This window comes from Affinundibacterium nitidum (genome assembly GCF_014284155.1).
In the GTDB taxonomy this organism is placed as follows: Bacteria; Pseudomonadota; Gammaproteobacteria; order Burkholderiales; family Burkholderiaceae_D; genus Undibacterium; species Undibacterium nitidum.
This window is the reverse complement of sequence record NZ_JACOFZ010000001.1, coordinates 818809-836138: the sequence shown is the minus strand read 5'-3', so window position 1 is coordinate 836138 and position 17330 is coordinate 818809. Positions and strand designations below refer to the sequence as shown.

Sequence of the window (17330 nt, the reverse complement as noted above, 5' to 3'; positions counted from 1 at the left end):
GGCTTCTTAATATAGGTATGTGCTAGGCGCCGTTTAAGCGTGTTACCGAATCAGGCGCGATGGGCATCTAACACATCTTGGTAGTGCTTAGCATGCCGCTCTTCCACTTTTGCCAATGCTGCAAATCGTTTTGCAGCGATCTCTAGAGTGCGTTTAAATTGTTCGGCATGTTCTTTAGACTCGGCAATTTGCTCGTCATATTCCGCCACTGCTGCATGGTTACCTTCTTCAATCGCAAGATGACGAAACTTTGGATACATTTCGGTGTACTCATAAGTTTCACCTTCAATCGCGATTTCGAGGGCGCGTTGTGGCGTCATTTCCGCTTTGGGATAGAGCAAGTCTAAATGGCCGAAAGCGTGCATGACTTCTTGTTCAGCTGTGGCCTCAAACGCTAAGGCGATGTCTTCTGCACCTGCGGCGCGCGCGAGCTTTGCAAAATATCGATATTTGATATGTGCCATTGACTCTCCGGCAAAAGCAGCTTCAAGATTTTGAATTGTGATAGATGGGGTGCTCATAAAAGTCTCCTTTAAAATCAGCTAAAAAGTATGCGATGGCTAACTTGGTTTTTACCGACATGTCAGTCATCTGCTTGAGTTGAATCTTAGAGGAAGTGTGTTGATAAGTAAAAACAATTGATTTTATTTAATTGATAGCTTAAATCTATTTTCTGTGAGCTAGGGCTAGAATTCGCTAACTTTATGCAAAAAAATCATGAAACCCGTATAAATACGTATGAAGCAAAAGTTGCCTGTCTGCTAGAATCAAGCCACCGAAGGCTTACGCAAAAGTGCCACAAGCGCCATAATAGAGGTTGTCGTACAACTTCAGCGATAATGTGAAACCTACCAACCATAGAGACCAACTTCCTATCGCACCTGCACCCATTCGTTAGAACAAAGGACAGCCCCACATGGATTCGCCAGAACAAAAAGAACTACTTAGACAACAATTACGCCAAGCAGCCTTGGAATACCATGAGTTTCCAACCCCAGGCAAAATCAGCGTTACGCCAACAAAACAATTAACTAATCAACGCGATCTGGCTTTGGCTTATTCGCCAGGTGTGGCTTCACCATGCGAAGAGATCGTGGCTGATCCCGCTGCTGCGTTTAAGTACACCGCCCGTGGAAATCTGGTGGGCGTGATTACCAACGGCACCGCGGTACTCGGCTTGGGAAATATTGGACCTTTGGCGTCAAAGCCGGTGATGGAAGGTAAGGGCGTATTATTTAAGAAATTTGCGGGTATCGACGTCTTTGATATTGAAATCAATGAATCGGATCCAGATAAACTGGTCGAAGTAATTGCTGCCCTCGAGCCGACTTTCGGCGGTATCAATCTGGAAGATATCAAAGCACCTGAGTGCTTTTACATCGAGCGTAAATTGCGCGAACGGATGAAGATTCCCGTCTTCCATGATGATCAACATGGCACGGCCATTATCGTCGGCGCGGCAATTTTGAACGGTTTGAAGGTTGTCGGTAAGGACATCAAAAATTGTAAACTCGTCGTATCTGGTGCAGGTGCAGCAGCTCTAGCATGCTTAGATTTAATCGTCGATTTGGGCTTCCCGATCGAGAATATTTTTGTCACCGACCTAGCTGGTGTTGTCTATAAAGGCCGTACCGAATTGATGGACCCAGACAAAGAGCGCTTTGCACAAGAGACTACCGCGCGTAGTTTGCGCGAAGTGATTGATGGCGCCGACATTTTCTTGGGCCTGTCGGCTGGTGGCGTGCTGAAGCAAGACATGGTCAAGGTAATGGCAGCGAAACCATTGATTTTGGCATTGGCTAATCCGACCCCCGAAATTTTACCTGAAGAAGTTAAAGCTGTACGCGATGATGCGGTGATGGCGACAGGTCGTTCTGACTTCCCGAATCAGGTCAACAACGTATTGTGTTTCCCGTATATTTTCCGTGGCGCTTTAGATTCGGGCGCGACAACTATTACACGTGAAATGGAAATTGCGGTGGTGCATGCGATTGCTGATTTAGCGCAAGCAGAACAGTCAGATGTGGTGGCTTCGGCGTACGGCATTTCCAACTTATCGTTTGGCCCTGAGTATTTGATTCCTAAGCCATTTGATCCTCGATTGATGATCAAGATCGCCCCTGCGGTGGCGCGCGCGGCGGAAGAATGCGGCGTGGCGGCACGTCCGATTCAAGACATGCAAGCGTACATCGATCGCTTGCAACAATTCGTCTATCACAGCGGCACCTTCATGAAACCACTGTTTCAAATCGCGAAAAAAGCGCCGTTGGAACGTAAGCGTATCGTCTATGCAGAAGGCGAAGAAGAGCGTGTTTTGCGTGCCGTGCAAGTGGTGGTCGATGAAAATTTGGCGCGTCCGATTTTGGTCGGACGTCCGCACATTTTGGAACAACGTATTCAGAAATTCGGTCTGCGTTTGCGTGCTGGCGTTGATTTCGAAATGATCAATCCAGAGATGGATCCGCGATATCGTGATTACTGGCAAACCTATCACCAGATGACTTGTCGTCAAGGAATTACAGAGCAGTATGCAAAACTAGAGATGCGTCGTCGCCATACTTTGATTGGCTCCATGATGGTCCACAAAGGTGATGCTGACGGTATGATCTGCGGAACCTTCGGCATCGGCAGTCTCCATCTGTTCTATGTCAATCAAGTATTAGGCAAACGTCCAGGCGTCAACGTGTATGCGGCGATGAACGGCTTGGTGCTGCCAGATCGTCAATTGGTATTGGTCGATACACATATCAATGAAAATCCGAACGCTGAACAGATCGCTGAAATCACAATTTTAGCGGCAGAAGAAATGCGTCGTTTTGGCCTAGCTCCGAAAGCAGCTTTGCTCTCGCATTCGAATTTTGGATCTGCCAATAGTGATTCCGCGAAGAAAATGCGTGCAGCTTTGGAAATTATTCGTCGTGACGCACCGGAACTTGAAATTGATGGTGAAATGCATGGAGATACCGCGCTCGATAGCGACTATCGTGCGAAGACCATGCCATTTTCAACATTGAAGGGTGATGCGAATCTCTTGGTGATGCCAAATATCGACGCTGCGAATATTGCCTACAATTTGTTGAAGACAGCAGCAGGCAATAACATCGCGATTGGTCCTATCCTTTTGGGATGCGCAAAACCAGTCCATATCTTGACGCCATCAGCGACTGTTCGTCGTATCGTTAATATGACGGCATTGTGTGTAGTGGATGCGGTCGCTCAGCGTTAAACTCCCTTTGCCCAAAAAAACCGCGAACTTTGTTTCGCGGTTTTTTTTATTCGCGTCCTAGAATCGTTGGCCTTCTGCTCCACTCTTGCAAATAAAGTAGGGGAAATGAAGGGGATTTTTCATAAAATTCTGCGAGGAAATGCTTTTGCCGAATTTTTGTGGAAGTTAGAAACTGTTGTTGTATTTTATTTCATCTACTTTTTGTAAATATACCTGATATAAAAATGGATGTAATGCGAAAAGAAACCATAAATCTTTGGTTCAAATGATAGTTTGTTTCACCGTGATTTAAGAAAAACCAAATTAGATTTGGAATAGAATGTTTGACAATTTCTTTGTAGACTTGTCTAGTTATTTTTGATAGTTTTCAGTTAAAGATCCTTCTGTTTTACTCATTGATGCCGAACGAAATTGATCCATAAACGTAGATTTTTGGAGAGTTTTGTAATAGAGCGTTTTACCAAACTGTGTCTAAGGGTGCAGTAGAAAACAGGTAAAGACACAATGGGGGATCCAGACCAAAAGTTTGGATCTGATCTGTTATTAGGGAGTAATCAGAATCAGAGGGAAGTAAAGATGACACATCAAAAATTTCAAGCAGTTTTACGTCCAACTTTGTTGGCAACTTTGATTGCAGCATCATTTGGTGCCGCAGCAGCAGATCGTATTGATCTTTCTACGATCAACGGTAATCAAGTTAAGTCCATCGCAGGTGGCGCGACTTCTGCAAGTCAAGCCTTAGGCCTAGCAGCCGCCGAATTGCGCGAACTACGTAGCAAACAGTATCCAGGCGGGCGTACAGTACGTCGCTATGAGCAATTGTATCAAGGCGTTCCAGTATGGGGCGAAGCTATTGTTGAACATCTTGATACTGGGAATGGCCTCGTTGCGGGTGCTGGCGAACGTAGTTTCCACGGTGCGATGTTGAGTAATTTGGCAAAAGACATTCCAACTGTGAAGCCAGCTTTGTCAACCACGCAGGCGTTGAACGCAGCGAAAGTTGCAGCTCGTACAGTCGGTGCGACTAGCAATGAACAATCAAAACTGTTTGTAAAACAGGATGGAAATGGACCAGCGAAATTGGTGTATTTGACCTCCTACCTGACAACAGTCAATGGCGCACCAAGCCGTCCGCATTTCTTGATCGACGCGAACAGTGGCGCGGTGTTAGAAAAATGGGAAGGCTTGACCCATTCTCTGACAGGTACAGGTCCTGGCGGTAATGCCAAAACAGGGCAACGCGAGTATGGTACGACAGCAGGATATGGTTACCTTGATGTGACCGTAAGTGGTTCTACTTGCAGCTTGAGCAGCACGAACGTTGATACCTACAACATGAACGGAGCGACCTCTGGTTCTGGTACGCTGCATTCTTTCACTTGCCCACGCAATACAGTGAAAACAATCAATGGTGGTTACTCACCAATGAACGATGCTCATTACTTTGGCAATAAAGTATTTAACATGTACCAAGACTATTTGGGCGTGCGTCCAATTAGTCAAAAATTGGTCATGAAAGTGCATTATGGTAGCAGCTACGAAAATGCGTTCTGGGATGGTTCCGCGATGAGCTATGGTGATGGCGCAACGACATTCTATCCTTTGGTGTCGCTTGATGTGACTTCGCATGAAGTGAGCCATGGTTTTACTGAACAAAACTCTGGTCTCGTCTATTCTGGCATGTCTGGTGGTATGAACGAGGCTTTCTCTGATATTGCTGGTGAAGCAGCTAAATACTATGTTTTAGGTACAAACGACTTCAAAGTTGGCGCAGACATTTTTAAAGGATCTGGCGCTTTACGTTATATGGATAATCCACCGCAAGACGGTCGCTCTATCGATAACGCTGCGAACTATACAAGTGGACTTGACGTACACTTTTCCAGTGGTGTATTTAACAAAGCATTCTATTTGTTAGCAACGAAAGCGGGTTGGAATACTCGTAAGGCATTTGAAGTGTTTGCGGATGCGAATCGCTTATACTGGACAGCCAATAGTACATTTAATCAAGGTGCTTGTGGTGTTGAAAAAGCAGCGACTAATCGTAACTATACGGTTGCCGATGTCACTGCTGCGTTCTCCGCAGTGGGAGTCACTGGCGGTTGCGGAACCACACCTCCTCCAGGCGGCGGTGTATTGACGAAGGATGTTGCTGTGAGCTTCGCTGGCGCAACAGGTACCACTGCGTCATACACCTTTGTGGTGCCGAGTGGAGCATCGAATTTGAGCTTCAAGATGTCTGGCGGTACTGGTGACGGTGATATTTACACTAAGTTAGGTTCTGCGCCTACGACTTCATCTTATCTGGCGAAGTCAGATGGTTCTACGAATACAGAATCGATCTTAATCGCTTCACCAACAGCAGGTACATACTATTTGTTGGCCAATGCTTATGCTACGGTTAGCGGTGCATCTATCGTTGCAACCTACCAAACTGGTTCTACCGGTAATGTCCTGACGAGTGGTGTTCCAGTATCTATCGCTTTGGCATTGAACACATCAAAAGTGTACACAATCTCCGTGCCTGCCGGTAAGACAAGCTTGACGATCAAGTTGAGTGGCGGTTCTGGTGATGGTGATATCTATGCTAAGTTGGGCGCGACACCAACAACGACGACTTACGATAAGAAGTCAGATGGCGCTACCAATACAGAAACAATCACTTACAGCGCTCCAGCTACAGGTACTTACTACGTCTTGGTAAACGCCTACGCTGCAGTGTCCGGTGCAAGTCTGACAGCGACAGTCCAGTAATGTCAGTGTGAAATCCACTTTGCATCGCGAGGTGGATCTTTGAATGAAGAGAAGAGCCGTTAGTGTCTTGACGGCTCTTTTCTTTAATGATTCTTTGATGCTGATGCAGGTGGTATACGAAGATGGAAGCAAGAAGATCGTTTTGTATTTGCTTTAGAACTTTGTATAGCACATCTATTTATTTCACTCTTAGTCGCCAGAGTGAGGTAATTTCCGCAGCGCGTGCTTGGTAAAGTGGGTCACTTGTATCAGTTGCTTTGCCGTGACGAGGACGGATATCGAGCTTGCCGATCACTTGCAACCCAGCTTCATCAATCCATGTCCAAAATTCCTCTTTTGAACGTAAACCGAGATGTTCTGCGAAGTCCGACATGATAAGCCAAGCCTCGCCACCCGGTGATAAATGTACGCCAACCCCTGCCAGAAACTTCTTTAACATTTGACTGTCTGGGTCATAGATTGCATATTCGATTGAGGAACTGGGTTTTACTGGTATCCACGGTGGGTTGCAAACAATCAGTGGAGCCACTCCATCGGGAAACAGATCTTGTTGCCGAAGTTCGACCTGCGCACTTAGCCCTAGATGTTCGATATTTTGAGATGCGCAGGACAAGGCTCTTTGATCAAGGTCGGTGGCAATAACTTTCTTTATGCCACGTTTGGCGAGGAGGGCCGCAATCACGCCGCTGCCAGTGCCTATGTCAAAAGCGAGTTCAGTCGATGGCAGTGGGGCTTTTGCGATTAGATCGAGGTACTCACCGCGTACTGGCGAGAATACGCCGTAGTGAGGATGTATTTTGCCACCAAGCGCTTGGACTTCGATGCCATTCTTGCGCCATTCGTGTGCGCCTATGACACCCAATAACTCTCTGAGACTGATGACTGTTTGTTTTTTTGTGGTCCCGTAGACCTCTAGGCACGCCTCTTTGATATTCGGTGCTCGGCGGAGTGCCAGTGTTAGGTCTGGTTCAATACAAACTAGCAGCATGCCGAGGATTCGTGCTTTATGCACTTGCTCTTTTCGGTGCAAGTGAAATGCTGTCGCCACATCCTTTTCTACAGCTGCTTTGTCGAGATCAACTTTTTTCTTAGCCTTCTTGTGTTCGATTCTTCGTGTGATTGCTTGTAATAATTGTTTGGCGTTATGAAAGTCCCCACGCCACAATAATGCCGTCCCTTCACATGCCAATTTAAAGGCGTGGTCGGCTGTGATGGTGTCATCCGCAATTTGAATACGCTTCGGAGCAGAAGCGTTATTTTCGGAATGCCAAACAGCGGTGTGAGTTTCATTCGCCTCTGTCCAGGAAATGTCTGACTCAATATGTGTCATGTGATTTTGATACTCATTTGATTTGAATTAAAGCAGCTCATGCTGAAAACAAGAGCTAGGAATCGCCAGTGTACCAAACTCTAGTCACCCCTTAGGCTAAAGTATAGAACTATGTAGCGCGCTATAAAGCAATAGAGGAAGCTCACGCTTCCTCTATTCTTCTCTTTTCTGATTCTTTGGAGCTGTTATTAATTTGATCTTTCAGCCGATAGTATGCTGACTGTGGTGACCGGCACATCTGCATAGGAGCCGCGAGTTGAGGTTGGTACACCTTTGATTTTATCGACAACGTCCATACCTGATACGACTTGACCGAAGACGGCATAGCCACCACCACTCGTATCTAAAAACGTATTGTCAACGACATTGATGAAGAATTGTGATGTGGCAGAATCCAACACGCTAGTGCGCGCCATCGCGATGGTTCCTCTGACGTTACTTAGTCCATTATTGACTTCAAGCTTGATTGGTGGGTAGGTGCTTGCCTGTACTAAATCCGGTGTAAAGCCACCGCCTTGGATCATGAAATTACTAATGACACGATGGAAAATCTTGTTCGAGTAGAAGCCAACATCAACATAGCGCAAGAAATTTGCTGACGTAATTGGTGCTTTTGCTGGATTCAGTTCGATCACGATGTCGCCCATCGATGTTTTCATAGTGACTTGAGGGGCGGGTGCTGCGGTTCGCAAATCCAAGGTTGGATCGTTCACGCCAATTCTAGTTTTAGCCGCATTGATATCTGTCGGGGTTACTGCTGCTGCGATTGCCATACCGTTGGTGATAGATTCGGTATCGCTAAGGTAGTTTAGTCCTTGCTGGACAGCAAAATACGTGCCTACCGCTATTTTATTGTCTAATAAATCTGCAACCCAACCATACTGCGGATCACCTTTAAAATTGTGCGCTGTTCCGACTATCGTACGAATAAGAGTTCCACGCGTCTCAGCACCTGACGTTCCAGCAGGTTTTTCAAGTGCTGCTGTCCAGTAAGCTAAACCATCTGCATCGACTTCATTTCTACCGAGGACGTTTTTGTAAATGACCTTTACAAAATCAGCATTGCTCATCGAGCTCGTGTAATTGGTGAGGTCGCTATAGATGATGGCTGCGGCATAAAAATTGTTAGCCATGGCATCGGACGACATTCCAGCTTTGGATTGGTCAATCCAGTATGCTAATCCGTTAGCATCAGGTACACGGTTGAAAAAGGCAATATAGAGCTCGATGATGCTGTTTAATGTCGAAGCAGAAATTGTTTTTGATTTATCTCCAATAAGAAGATTCACGGAAAAGTCTGAAAATTGGACTGTAGTTTGGCTAGGCAATAATGTCGTTACACCACCTGCGAATCCTCTATTGGTCAACGTAAAACTGGAGGCCGTCCGTTTAATTGAGTAATTGTTTCGAGGATCGGTAAAAGTTGCAATTGAACTCGCTGGCGCTGCAGCTGGTGGACCGCTCATTGCAACAACTGATGAGGTCTTCGCGTTGGTGTCGGCATTACCGCCACACGCGCTAAGAGTTAGTGCAAGGCCAAAGATGAGACTACTAAGAATAATTTTTGATTGAGCAATGTAATTCACTGTGAACCCGTCGAGTATGCGTGGATTAAAGATAGAGACTATTCAACATTATAGCGATGTCTCACAGAACTACACGGGTGAACGCGGAGTGGAAGCAACAAGATATGTTAATTAATTGTTTCGATTCGTAACAAAGTAAGTAATTTGTTTTTATTCGGAAATAATCTGATATTGATGCACCATTGCCGTGCAATTCGAACTGATGCTCGAAATATTTCTTACATGCCACCCCAAGCAGAACTGAGTATCGCGATGGCACTTAGGCCAGCGGTTTCAGTGCGGAGAATTCGGGGGCCCATACTGAGCGCCATCGCACCATGTTGAACTGCAAAATCTTCTTCCGCCTCTGAAAATCCACCTTCCGGCCCGACCATAATGGTGACTGCTTGTGGAGGATGGTGACGTGCCCAGTCCGCAAGTGATTGATTTGCGCGGGGTGTCAATAAAATACGCTTATGCATGTCTTGCTGCTGCAACCATTTTTGTACATCAATAAGCTCACCAAGCTGTGCTATTCGATTCCGTCCACATTGCTCGCTTGCAGCTGTAATGATGCTTTGCCAGTGGCGTGCTTTCTTCTCAGCACGTTCCGCATTGAGTTTGACCACACTGCGTTGTGCAGCAAGGGGTTGAATCGACCCAACGCCGAGTTCAACTGCTTTTTCGATAATCCAATCCATCTTCGAACCTTCCGGTAGCGCTTGAGCTAGACTGAGGCCAAAAGGCAATTCGCACTCTTGAGTTAGATGCAGCTTAATTTCAGCATTTGCGCGTTTTTTTCCTATCTCATTGAGTACAGATACATACGAACCACCTTCGCCATTAAATAGTTCAATTTTGTCTCCGACTTGAAGGCGTAAAACGAACAAGTGATGGGCGATCTCTTCGGGCAGATCAATGGTCGCACCAACATGGAGCGGCAAAGCGCAGTAAAAACGTGGCATATCTTTAGTTTAAAAAAATAATGTGATGGATAATTTTTCCAATTGCATCTCAATAGCTTTGACAAGCAGCATTGAGTATTCCCATGCCAAGGCTGATAGCGCCCAAGAAAATTCCCGATGCGAGTTTGTTTTGAGGAACGTCTTTCATGAGATCTGGAAGCATGAGTCGAGTTGCGAAAAAAGCGAGAAGCTGAACGAACAAGGCGATACTTCCCCAAACCAACATATCAAGTAAGTCAATGCTATGGGCAACCGACGACGCAAGCGCAACACAGTAGCCGAGAACTGCTCCTGAAAGACTTGCTGCGGCAGCGGTATTGCCTTCGCGAATAAGGGCAATCTCTTTGTAGGGTGTGATTCTGATATATACCGCGATGAATAGAAATAAAAATGCAAGTGAAGAAGCAAAGTGACTTGCAAACGCGATTAAGCCTTCGGAAAAAAATTGCATATTCATGTTGTGCTCTCTTGATAGATTCAATTATTGATTTCGTCGAGTGTGTTATTCAACAAAGTAATGGGGAACGAAACGGCTCGTATTTTTCGTAATCAGAGTTTCGTCTTCGCGGATGCCGATACCGGCGGCTTCGTCGCCGACAATCCAGGAGCCGATTGAAGTGTAGGCGGGCGTAATGCCATCATCAAATTTCGGTTGTGGCGCAAATGCTTGGTAAATGTATCCCTCATCTCCATATTCGCCGGGTGTGTGCATTACTTCGCCATCGGCGTATATCGAAATATTTTCACCCTCGCGAGAAAGTAGAGGTTTTTTTACGAAATTGCCACTAATGCGCCAAGACTCAGCGAATGCAGGAAGTAAATTTGGATGATTTGGAAACATCTCCCATAGTACTGGAAGAATGGCCTTATTCGATAAAATCATCTTCCATGCAGGTTCAATAATGCGAGCGGGCCGAGACAATAGATGATTTGCAAATTGCTCGCGACTTAACCATTCCCATGGATATAGCTTGAAAAGATTCTCGATTTTGGTGTCATTTGCGTCGACCAGTTCGGCATTCGCCTCATCCCAACCAATATCGCTGATCAAGTTTTGTTTGGTTGCAAATCCAGCTTGGATAGCCGTATCCCTTAGGTAGGAAAGGTTGCCTATATCCTCTTCACTGTCTGCGGAGGCGAAATGTATGACACCTTTGCCATCAAATTTTTTCCATTGCTCGATTAATTTTTCGTGTAAGGAATTAAATTGATCGGCGTTCGGATGAACATCTTGTAGCCAATACCATTGTGCGACTGAAGATTCGACTAAACCCGTTGGCGTGTCGGCATTGTATTCCAACATTTTCGGCGCACCGCTGCCATTCCAACTCAAATCGAAGCGGCCATACAATGAGAACTCTTTGTCGCGCCAGCTCTCTTCAACTTCGGACCAGAACGAACGTGGCACCGCAAATTTTTCAATTTGCCCGTGGCGTACAACATGATCAACGGCCTGCAAGCACATTTGGTGTAAATCTATCGTTGCTTGTTCTAGAACATCGATCTGTTGGGCATTGAATCGATATGCATAACGCTCATCCCAATATAGACCATCAATCGAATGATATGAAAAACCAAGATCTTCGAATTGTTGTTGCCAATCTTTTCGTGGCTGTAAAGACTCACGAATCATGCTTAACCTCCGCCCGAGAAACCGCGAGAGCTCGAGCCAAAGCCGCCTCTGCTCACAGAGCGAGTCACGCTTCGACTTACCGCTCTATCGCTAACGTGTGCGGTTGAGCTATCAAATTTGCTGCCTAGAAAACTGCGTTGAGCGACATCACGATGGCCATCATAGTAAGATGGGCCGAAGTAGTGCCCAGAATAGATATGACTGCCACTAGTATTGCCAGTGTTCGAAAGCGAGGAGCTTCCTTCTGGAGCTTTTTGGGGCTCACAAGGAACGCTACTACCCCAATCTTGCACACAATCTTCGAGACTTTTGTATTCATCCCGAACAGTGGCAAGATTGGAGTTAGGCTCGTCATCTCCGCATCCAGTTAGGTTGACCACCGCTGCGGATGTTACCAACAATAGGGGCAATGTTTTTGATGCCCTGCGCTTGAATTGTTGACTCATACTTCGTCCTTTTTGTTTTTCTCGATATTGAAGCGCTTGATTGTAATACTTAGGCATAACCAAGACATTGGTCTTAAATTAAATGTTTTACCGTTGTCGTTGTTATGCATCAATTTTTATTCGGCCGCATCCTGAACTAAATTCTGAACATCGCAACGTGGGTTTGCGCTGAGTAGTACTGAAGTGCTTTAAGTTGGTGCTGTTGCAGTGCAAGATTGATTTCGTCTTCGCTCATGTTGAGTGGATCTTGAATGGTGGATTTTCGAACATCTTTGAGGGCGACCGCCATCCCCCATAGAGCGCCATATAAAGGTATAAATACCGAATAGGGGCGCACAAGGTCGAAACGAGCGTTGAGTTTCTCTAGGCTAGAAAGGTATCGATTTGGATGATAAAACCTGCTGCCCAAGTGGAGTACAAGTGCCCCAGCATCATTGAGCTTTTCATAGCAAGCGTCGAAGAAATTGCCACTGAAACATGATTCCGCTAAATTGCTGCCGTTTGGAGCGATCGGGTCTGTTAGATCCAGCAATATCAAGTCGAATTTTTGCGTGCATTCTTCGATAAATGCGAAGCCATCTCTATGCTGAATGTTGACTCTGCCATCATCGAATGCGTTGTGATGGATTGAACATAAATGTTGACGTGCGATCTCAACAACCTGGGCATCGATTTCACATAAGAGAATGTTCTTGATCGAATCATATTTCAACAACTCTTCAGTTGATCCGCCATCCCCACCGCCAATAATGAGCGCAGATTCTGGACCTCCTATGCATATAGATGCCGGGTGGACCAGTGCTTCGTGATAGAAAAACTCATCCTTTTCCGATGTCATCAAGGCGCCGTCGATGCGCATTATTTTGCCAAATTCTGGAGTCTCAGCAATTTCAATTTGCTGAAATTCGCTTTGTTTTGCGACAAGGCTTTGTGTCGCCGCCGTTTGCATCGACGTGAAAGGGCTCAGTCTTTCAGTTATTTTTGTCTGAGGAACTTCACTTGGAACACCACGCAGTAATTCTTGTCGCAATGTCCGCTTGGGCTGAAGTAGTTGAATGATTAGGTCAACGATTGTTCTGGCTTTCTCGCTATTATCATTTTCAAAATTACAGACATAAACGTCTAGGGTTGCGGCTGCTTTTTCTGGCCATGTATGGATGGCTATATGAGATTCTGCAAGAAGCAGTGTGCCCGTGAATCCAGCTGCTTTACCGTCTTCATGAACGAAGGGGTAGAACTTTTCTCCAACGATGGTCAGACCGGCGTCTTCCGTGATTTTACGTAATAGAGGAGCGCAATGTTGATGATTCGTCAAAAGGAGCTCGTTAGCTTGGCATTCGAAGCAGTCGGCAGTGAGATGTAAGCCTTCCATATTTTTATTCTTAAATGATGCGAAAGTCGCAATTGTATTCTGCAGCGAGCTGCTCTGGTAAAATAACGGACTTTGTTAATTAAATGAATGATTTTGAGCAACATTTCACCGAAACGTGGTCTGCTCGAAGTGTTTCATTCGATTAGCGACTGCTACAACCGATTTCTTAACTTTATTCTCTGCCGCTATGACATCCACTTTCCAGCCTGAAATCACTTCTAAGATGGCCAATGCGATCCGCGCATTGTCTATGGACGCTGTTCAAAAAGCCAACTCTGGTCATCCTGGCGCTCCAATGGGGATGGCAGAGATTGCAGTTGCCTTGTGGGCTGGTCACTATCGTCATAACCCAACAAATCCAAAATGGGTGAATCGTGATCGTTTCGTTTTGTCGAATGGCCACGGCTCCATGTTGCATTACTCATTGTTACATTTGACAGGTTATGACTTGCCTATGTCTGAGATTAGTAACTTCCGTCAGTTGCATTCCAAAACAGCGGGTCATCCTGAAGTGCATATCACACCAGGCGTGGAAACAACCACAGGACCGTTAGGTCAAGGTATCACCAACGCGGTGGGTATGGCGCTCGCCGAAAAATTATTGGCAGCGGAATTCAATGTCGATGGCGCGAACATCGTCGACCACCGCACTTGGGTGTTCATGGGCGACGGCTGTTTGATGGAAGGCATTTCGCACGAAGCTTGTTCTTTGGCTGGTACATGGAAGCTGAATAAATTAACTGCATTCTGGGATGACAACGGTATTTCCATCGACGGCCATGTCGAAGGCTGGTTCACCGACGACACACCTGCGCGTTTTGAAGCCTATGGTTGGAATGTGATTCGTGGTGTGGATGGACACAATGTTGCAGCAGTTAATCAAGCAATTATCGCTGCAAAAGCCTCTGAAAAGCCGACCTTGATTTGCTGCCGTACTGTAATTGGTAAGGGTTCTCCGAATATGGAAGGCACACACAATGTGCATGGTGCCGCATTGGGTGACAAAGAAGTTGCAGCCGTGCGCGCGAATATCGATTGGAACTATCCACCATTTGAAGTACCAGCAGATGTGTATAGCGCATGGGATGCAAAAGCTGATGGCGCGAAAGCGGAAGCAGAATGGAATGCGACGTTTGCCGCTTATACCGCAGCTTATCCAGCTAAAGCCGCTGATTTGACACGTCGTATGAATAGTGTCTTGCCAGCGAACTTTGACGATGTTGTCAAAGCAGCGGTTGCAAACGTAGTTGAGAAGAAAGAGACAATTGCTACACGTAAGGCCAGTCAAAATGCAATTCAAGCTTTCGCACCAAGTCTGCCAGAATTCTTGGGCGGCTCTGCTGATTTGACTGGTTCGAATTTAACGAATTGGAAAGAATGCGTGGCGGTACGTGCAAACCAAGCGGGTAATCATATCAACTATGGCGTGCGTGAGTTTGGTATGAGCGCGATCATGAACGGTATCGCTTTACATGGTGGTTATTTGCCATTCGGCGCAACCTTTTTGACCTTCTCTGATTACAGCCGCAATGCGATTCGTATGGCGGCCTTAATGAAGATTCGTAGTTTGTTTGTGTTCACGCACGACTCCATCGGTTTGGGTGAAGATGGTCCTACGCATCAATCCGTTGAACATATCTCTAGCATGCGTTTGATTCCGAATTTGGATAACTGGCGTCCATGCGATACGACTGAATCCACCGTTGCATGGGCTGAAGCGATCAAACGCAATGATGGCCCATCCACTTTAATTTTCTCTCGTCAAAATTTGCCATTCCAAGAGCGTACAGCGCAACAAGTCGCTGATATCGCGCGTGGTGGTTATATTCTGCAAGATGCGGCTGACGCGAAAGTGGTGTTGATCGCGACAGGTTCTGAAATCGAATTGGCGGTGAAGTCCGCTGCAGAATTGGCCGCACAAGGTATTCCAGCACGCGTCGTGTCTATGCCTTCGACTGATGTGTTTGATCGTCAAGACAAAGCTTACCAATTAAGCGTCTTGGGTAAAGGCCTGCCACGTGTGGCGATCGAAGCGGGTGTGACAGCATTCTGGCATAAGTATGTGGGCTTGGAAGGTGCGGTTGTCGGTATCGATACTTTCGGTGAATCTGCTCCAGCAGGCGTGTTATTCAAGCACTTTGGCTTCACGGTCGACAACGTCGTTGCCACAGTTAAAGCTGTGTTAGCTTAAACGTTGGCAAACTGAGCTTAACTTGACGTTAACTAATAAGTCGATAACGAATATGAGTAAGATTAAGGAAATTCAATTGCGAAAAGCGAATTTGGCAGACGCCGAAGCCATTGCCGCAATTCGCATTGAAGCCTGGCGTACCACTTACCGCGGCATGATTCCAGATACCTATTTGGACAATATGCAGATGGAAGAAAATGTGTTGCAATGGCGGACGATTTTGCAGGCCTTGCCTGCCAAAGAAGATAGTTTGCGTGTGTACGTCGCGATCAGTGATGACGAAGTGATTGGTTTCGTCTCAGTGATTAAATTGCCAGAACCTAAGTTAGGCAAGGACGGTGAAATCAACGCGATTTATATCCGCCCACAATGGCAGCGTTGCGGTATCGGAAAACGCATGATGCACAAGGCGGCTCGTTCTTTACAAGAGATGGGTTGCCATGGTTGTGTGATTTGGGTGATTGATGGCAATTCTCCAGCACGCAACTTTTATGAAGAGCTCGGTGGTGAGATCCTCATCGAGCAAGATTTTAGCTGGGACGGCTTAGACCTGACGGAAGTCGGTTATGGCTGGAATGACTTAAGTGTGCTGTTAGCGGCGGCAGATGCCTTGCCGTTTCCGAACGCACTTCAATAAACTGTTGTTGATTTAAGTAAGCTGTGGTGGCAGGTCAAAACAGGTTTGTTGCCAGATGTTCAGAATTTTTTTTGTTTTATTTTTTTATTGCTGTTTGTCTTTTTGGAGATTGAACCATGACGATTCGCGTTGCAATTAACGGCTATGGCCGTATCGGCCGTAACATCCTGCGTGCACATTACGAAGGTGGTAAGTTTAAGAATGAAATTCAAATCGTTGCAATTAACGATTTGGGTAACGCGGAATCTAACGCGCATTTGACACGTTACGACACAGCCCACGGTAAGTTCCCAGGCACAGTCAGTGTTGAAGGTGACACAATGATCGTTAATGGCGACAAAATCAAAGTATTCGCAGAACGTAATCCAGCGAATATCCCTTGGGGTGAATTGAATGTTGACGTTGTGTTGGAATGCACAGGCTTCTTCACAACAAAAGAGAAAGCATCTGCCCACTTGGCCGGCGGCGCGAAGAAAGTCATCATTTCTGCACCAGGCGGTAAAGATGTTGATGCAACAGTGGTGTATGGCGTTAACCACGGCGTGTTGAAAGCAACAGATACCGTTATCTCTAATGCATCTTGCACAACAAACTGCTTAGCACCATTAGCAAAACCATTGAACGATGCGATCGGTATCGAAAGTGGTTTGATGACGACTATTCACGCGTACACGAATGACCAAGTTTTGACAGACGTGATGCACGAAGACTTGCGCCGTGCGCGTTCTGCAACCATGAGCATGATCCCAACTAAAACAGGTGCAGCTGCAGCCGTAGGTTTGGTATTGCCAGAGTTGAATGGCAAATTGGACGGTTACGCGATGCGCGTACCAACCATCAATGTTTCTGTTGTCGATTTGACTTTCATCGCTAAGCGCGACACCACAGTCGAAGAAATCAACAAAGTATTGAAAGAAGCATCTGAAGGTGCCTTGAAAGGCATTTTGGATTACAACAAAGCACCGTTGGTGTCTGTTGACTTCAACCACAACCCGGCATCTTCTACTTACGACGAAACATTGACTAAAGTGAACGGTCGTTTGGTTAAAGTATCTTCTTGGTATGACAATGAGTGGGGTTTCTCTAACCGTATGTTAGATACGACTGTAGCTCTGATGCACGCTAAATAAGAAAATCCAATTGTGGGGCGCATCGCGTTGTAGGTGCTGCAACGGCGGTCCTCGCAATACTTGAGTATTGATGTCGAATTT

At 46.1% G+C, this 17330-nt stretch carries 13 protein-coding genes and 1 pseudogene; 5 read left to right on the top strand and 9 right to left on the bottom strand.

Features of this window, described 5'->3' with window-relative positions:
* Window positions 1-50 precede the first annotated feature (50 nt).
* Window positions 51-521 (bottom strand): rubrerythrin family protein, encoded by a 471-nt coding sequence (locus tag H8K36_RS03625; protein WP_186915040.1) that lies wholly within the window; start codon window positions 519-521, stop codon window positions 51-53.
* A gap of 395 nt (window positions 522-916) precedes the next feature.
* On the opposite strand from H8K36_RS03625, the gene H8K36_RS03620 reads away from it, so the two are divergent.
* Window positions 917-3226 (top strand): NADP-dependent malic enzyme, encoded by a 2310-nt coding sequence (locus H8K36_RS03620; protein WP_186915041.1) that lies wholly within the window; start codon window positions 917-919, stop codon window positions 3224-3226.
* Window positions 3227-3802: 576 nt separating this feature from the next.
* Window positions 3803-5980 carry a M4 family metallopeptidase gene (locus H8K36_RS03615; RefSeq protein ID WP_186915042.1) on the top strand — a complete coding sequence of 726 codons (2178 nt, stop codon included), beginning with the start codon at window positions 3803-3805 and terminating at the stop codon, window positions 5978-5980.
* Window positions 5981-6158: 178 nt separating this feature from the next.
* Here H8K36_RS03615 and H8K36_RS03610 read toward each other — a convergent pair whose 3' ends face one another.
* From H8K36_RS03610 to speE, 8 genes and pseudogenes are all read right to left on the bottom strand, one after another.
* The gene (locus tag H8K36_RS03610; protein ID WP_186915043.1) at window positions 6159-7310 is read right to left on the bottom strand and encodes a methyltransferase; all 1152 of its coding nucleotides are present in this window, start codon (window positions 7308-7310) and stop codon (window positions 6159-6161) included.
* 188 nt (window positions 7311-7498) lie between these two features.
* Window positions 7499-8083 (bottom strand): peptidylprolyl isomerase, encoded by a 585-nt coding sequence (locus H8K36_RS19260; protein ID WP_370587132.1) that lies wholly within the window; start codon window positions 8081-8083, stop codon window positions 7499-7501.
* A 159-nt stretch (window positions 8084-8242) separates the two neighbouring features.
* Window positions 8243-8443: pseudogene (locus H8K36_RS19465) on the bottom strand (DUF4214 domain-containing protein); the annotation flags it as partial.
* A gap of 671 nt (window positions 8444-9114) precedes the next feature.
* The gene (locus H8K36_RS03600) at window positions 9115-9840 is read right to left on the bottom strand and encodes a 16S rRNA (uracil(1498)-N(3))-methyltransferase (RefSeq protein WP_186915045.1); all 726 of its coding nucleotides are present in this window, start codon (window positions 9838-9840) and stop codon (window positions 9115-9117) included.
* A 49-nt stretch (window positions 9841-9889) separates the two neighbouring features.
* Entirely contained in the window at window positions 9890-10297 is a 408-nt protein-coding gene (locus H8K36_RS03595) for a DUF350 domain-containing protein (protein ID WP_222611104.1), read from the bottom strand.
* Between the two features lie 45 nt (window positions 10298-10342).
* Window positions 10343-11473 carry a glutathionylspermidine synthase family protein gene (locus H8K36_RS03590; protein ID WP_186915046.1) on the bottom strand — a complete coding sequence of 377 codons (1131 nt, stop codon included), beginning with the start codon at window positions 11471-11473 and terminating at the stop codon, window positions 10343-10345.
* 2 nt (window positions 11474-11475) lie between these two features.
* Entirely contained in the window at window positions 11476-11919 is a 444-nt protein-coding gene (locus H8K36_RS03585) for a hypothetical protein (protein ID WP_186915047.1), read from the bottom strand.
* A gap of 136 nt (window positions 11920-12055) precedes the next feature.
* Complete coding sequence (gene speE / locus H8K36_RS03580) at window positions 12056-13291, bottom strand: polyamine aminopropyltransferase (RefSeq protein WP_186915048.1); 1236 nt, start codon at window positions 13289-13291, stop codon at window positions 12056-12058.
* A 187-nt stretch (window positions 13292-13478) separates the two neighbouring features.
* Between speE and tkt the strand changes: the two genes are divergently transcribed.
* The 3 genes from tkt (at window position 13479) to gap (ending at window position 17249) form a co-directional block, all read left to right on the top strand.
* A complete protein-coding gene (gene tkt, locus H8K36_RS03575) occupies window positions 13479-15482 on the top strand; it encodes a transketolase (protein ID WP_186915049.1) in 2004 nt (667 codons plus the stop codon).
* A gap of 52 nt (window positions 15483-15534) precedes the next feature.
* Complete coding sequence (locus H8K36_RS03570; protein ID WP_222611103.1) at window positions 15535-16119, top strand: GNAT family N-acetyltransferase; 585 nt, start codon at window positions 15535-15537, stop codon at window positions 16117-16119.
* A 116-nt stretch (window positions 16120-16235) separates the two neighbouring features.
* Window positions 16236-17249 (top strand): type I glyceraldehyde-3-phosphate dehydrogenase, encoded by a 1014-nt coding sequence (gene gap / locus H8K36_RS03565; RefSeq protein WP_186915050.1) that lies wholly within the window; start codon window positions 16236-16238, stop codon window positions 17247-17249.
* The last annotated feature ends 81 nt before the right edge of the window (window positions 17250-17330 follow it).

Excerpts from the sequence above, each read along its gene's own strand:
- H8K36_RS03585 (WP_186915047.1), bottom strand. The coding sequence starts at position 11,919 with ATGAGTCAACAATTCAAGCGCAGGGCATCAAAAACATTGCCCCTATTG.
- gap (WP_186915050.1), top strand. The coding sequence starts at position 16,236 with ATGACGATTCGCGTTGCAATTAACGGCTATGGCCGTATCGGCCGTAAC.
- H8K36_RS19260 (WP_370587132.1), bottom strand. The coding sequence starts at position 8,083 with ATGGCAATCGCAGCAGCAGTAACCCCGACAGATATCAATGCGGCTAAA.
- H8K36_RS03610 (WP_186915043.1), bottom strand. The coding sequence starts at position 7,310 with ATGACACATATTGAGTCAGACATTTCCTGGACAGAGGCGAATGAAACT.
- H8K36_RS03590 (WP_186915046.1), bottom strand. The coding sequence starts at position 11,473 with ATGATTCGTGAGTCTTTACAGCCACGAAAAGATTGGCAACAACAATTC.
- H8K36_RS03600 (WP_186915045.1), bottom strand. The coding sequence starts at position 9,840 with ATGCCACGTTTTTACTGCGCTTTGCCGCTCCATGTTGGTGCGACCATT.
- H8K36_RS03570 (WP_222611103.1), top strand. The coding sequence starts at position 15,535 with ATGAGTAAGATTAAGGAAATTCAATTGCGAAAAGCGAATTTGGCAGAC.
- H8K36_RS03625 (WP_186915040.1), bottom strand. The coding sequence starts at position 521 with ATGAGCACCCCATCTATCACAATTCAAAATCTTGAAGCTGCTTTTGCC.
- tkt (WP_186915049.1), top strand. The coding sequence starts at position 13,479 with ATGACATCCACTTTCCAGCCTGAAATCACTTCTAAGATGGCCAATGCG.
- speE (WP_186915048.1), bottom strand. The coding sequence starts at position 13,291 with ATGGAAGGCTTACATCTCACTGCCGACTGCTTCGAATGCCAAGCTAAC.
- H8K36_RS03615 (WP_186915042.1), top strand. The coding sequence starts at position 3,803 with ATGACACATCAAAAATTTCAAGCAGTTTTACGTCCAACTTTGTTGGCA.
- H8K36_RS03620 (WP_186915041.1), top strand. The coding sequence starts at position 917 with ATGGATTCGCCAGAACAAAAAGAACTACTTAGACAACAATTACGCCAA.
- H8K36_RS03595 (WP_222611104.1), bottom strand. The coding sequence starts at position 10,297 with ATGAATATGCAATTTTTTTCCGAAGGCTTAATCGCGTTTGCAAGTCAC.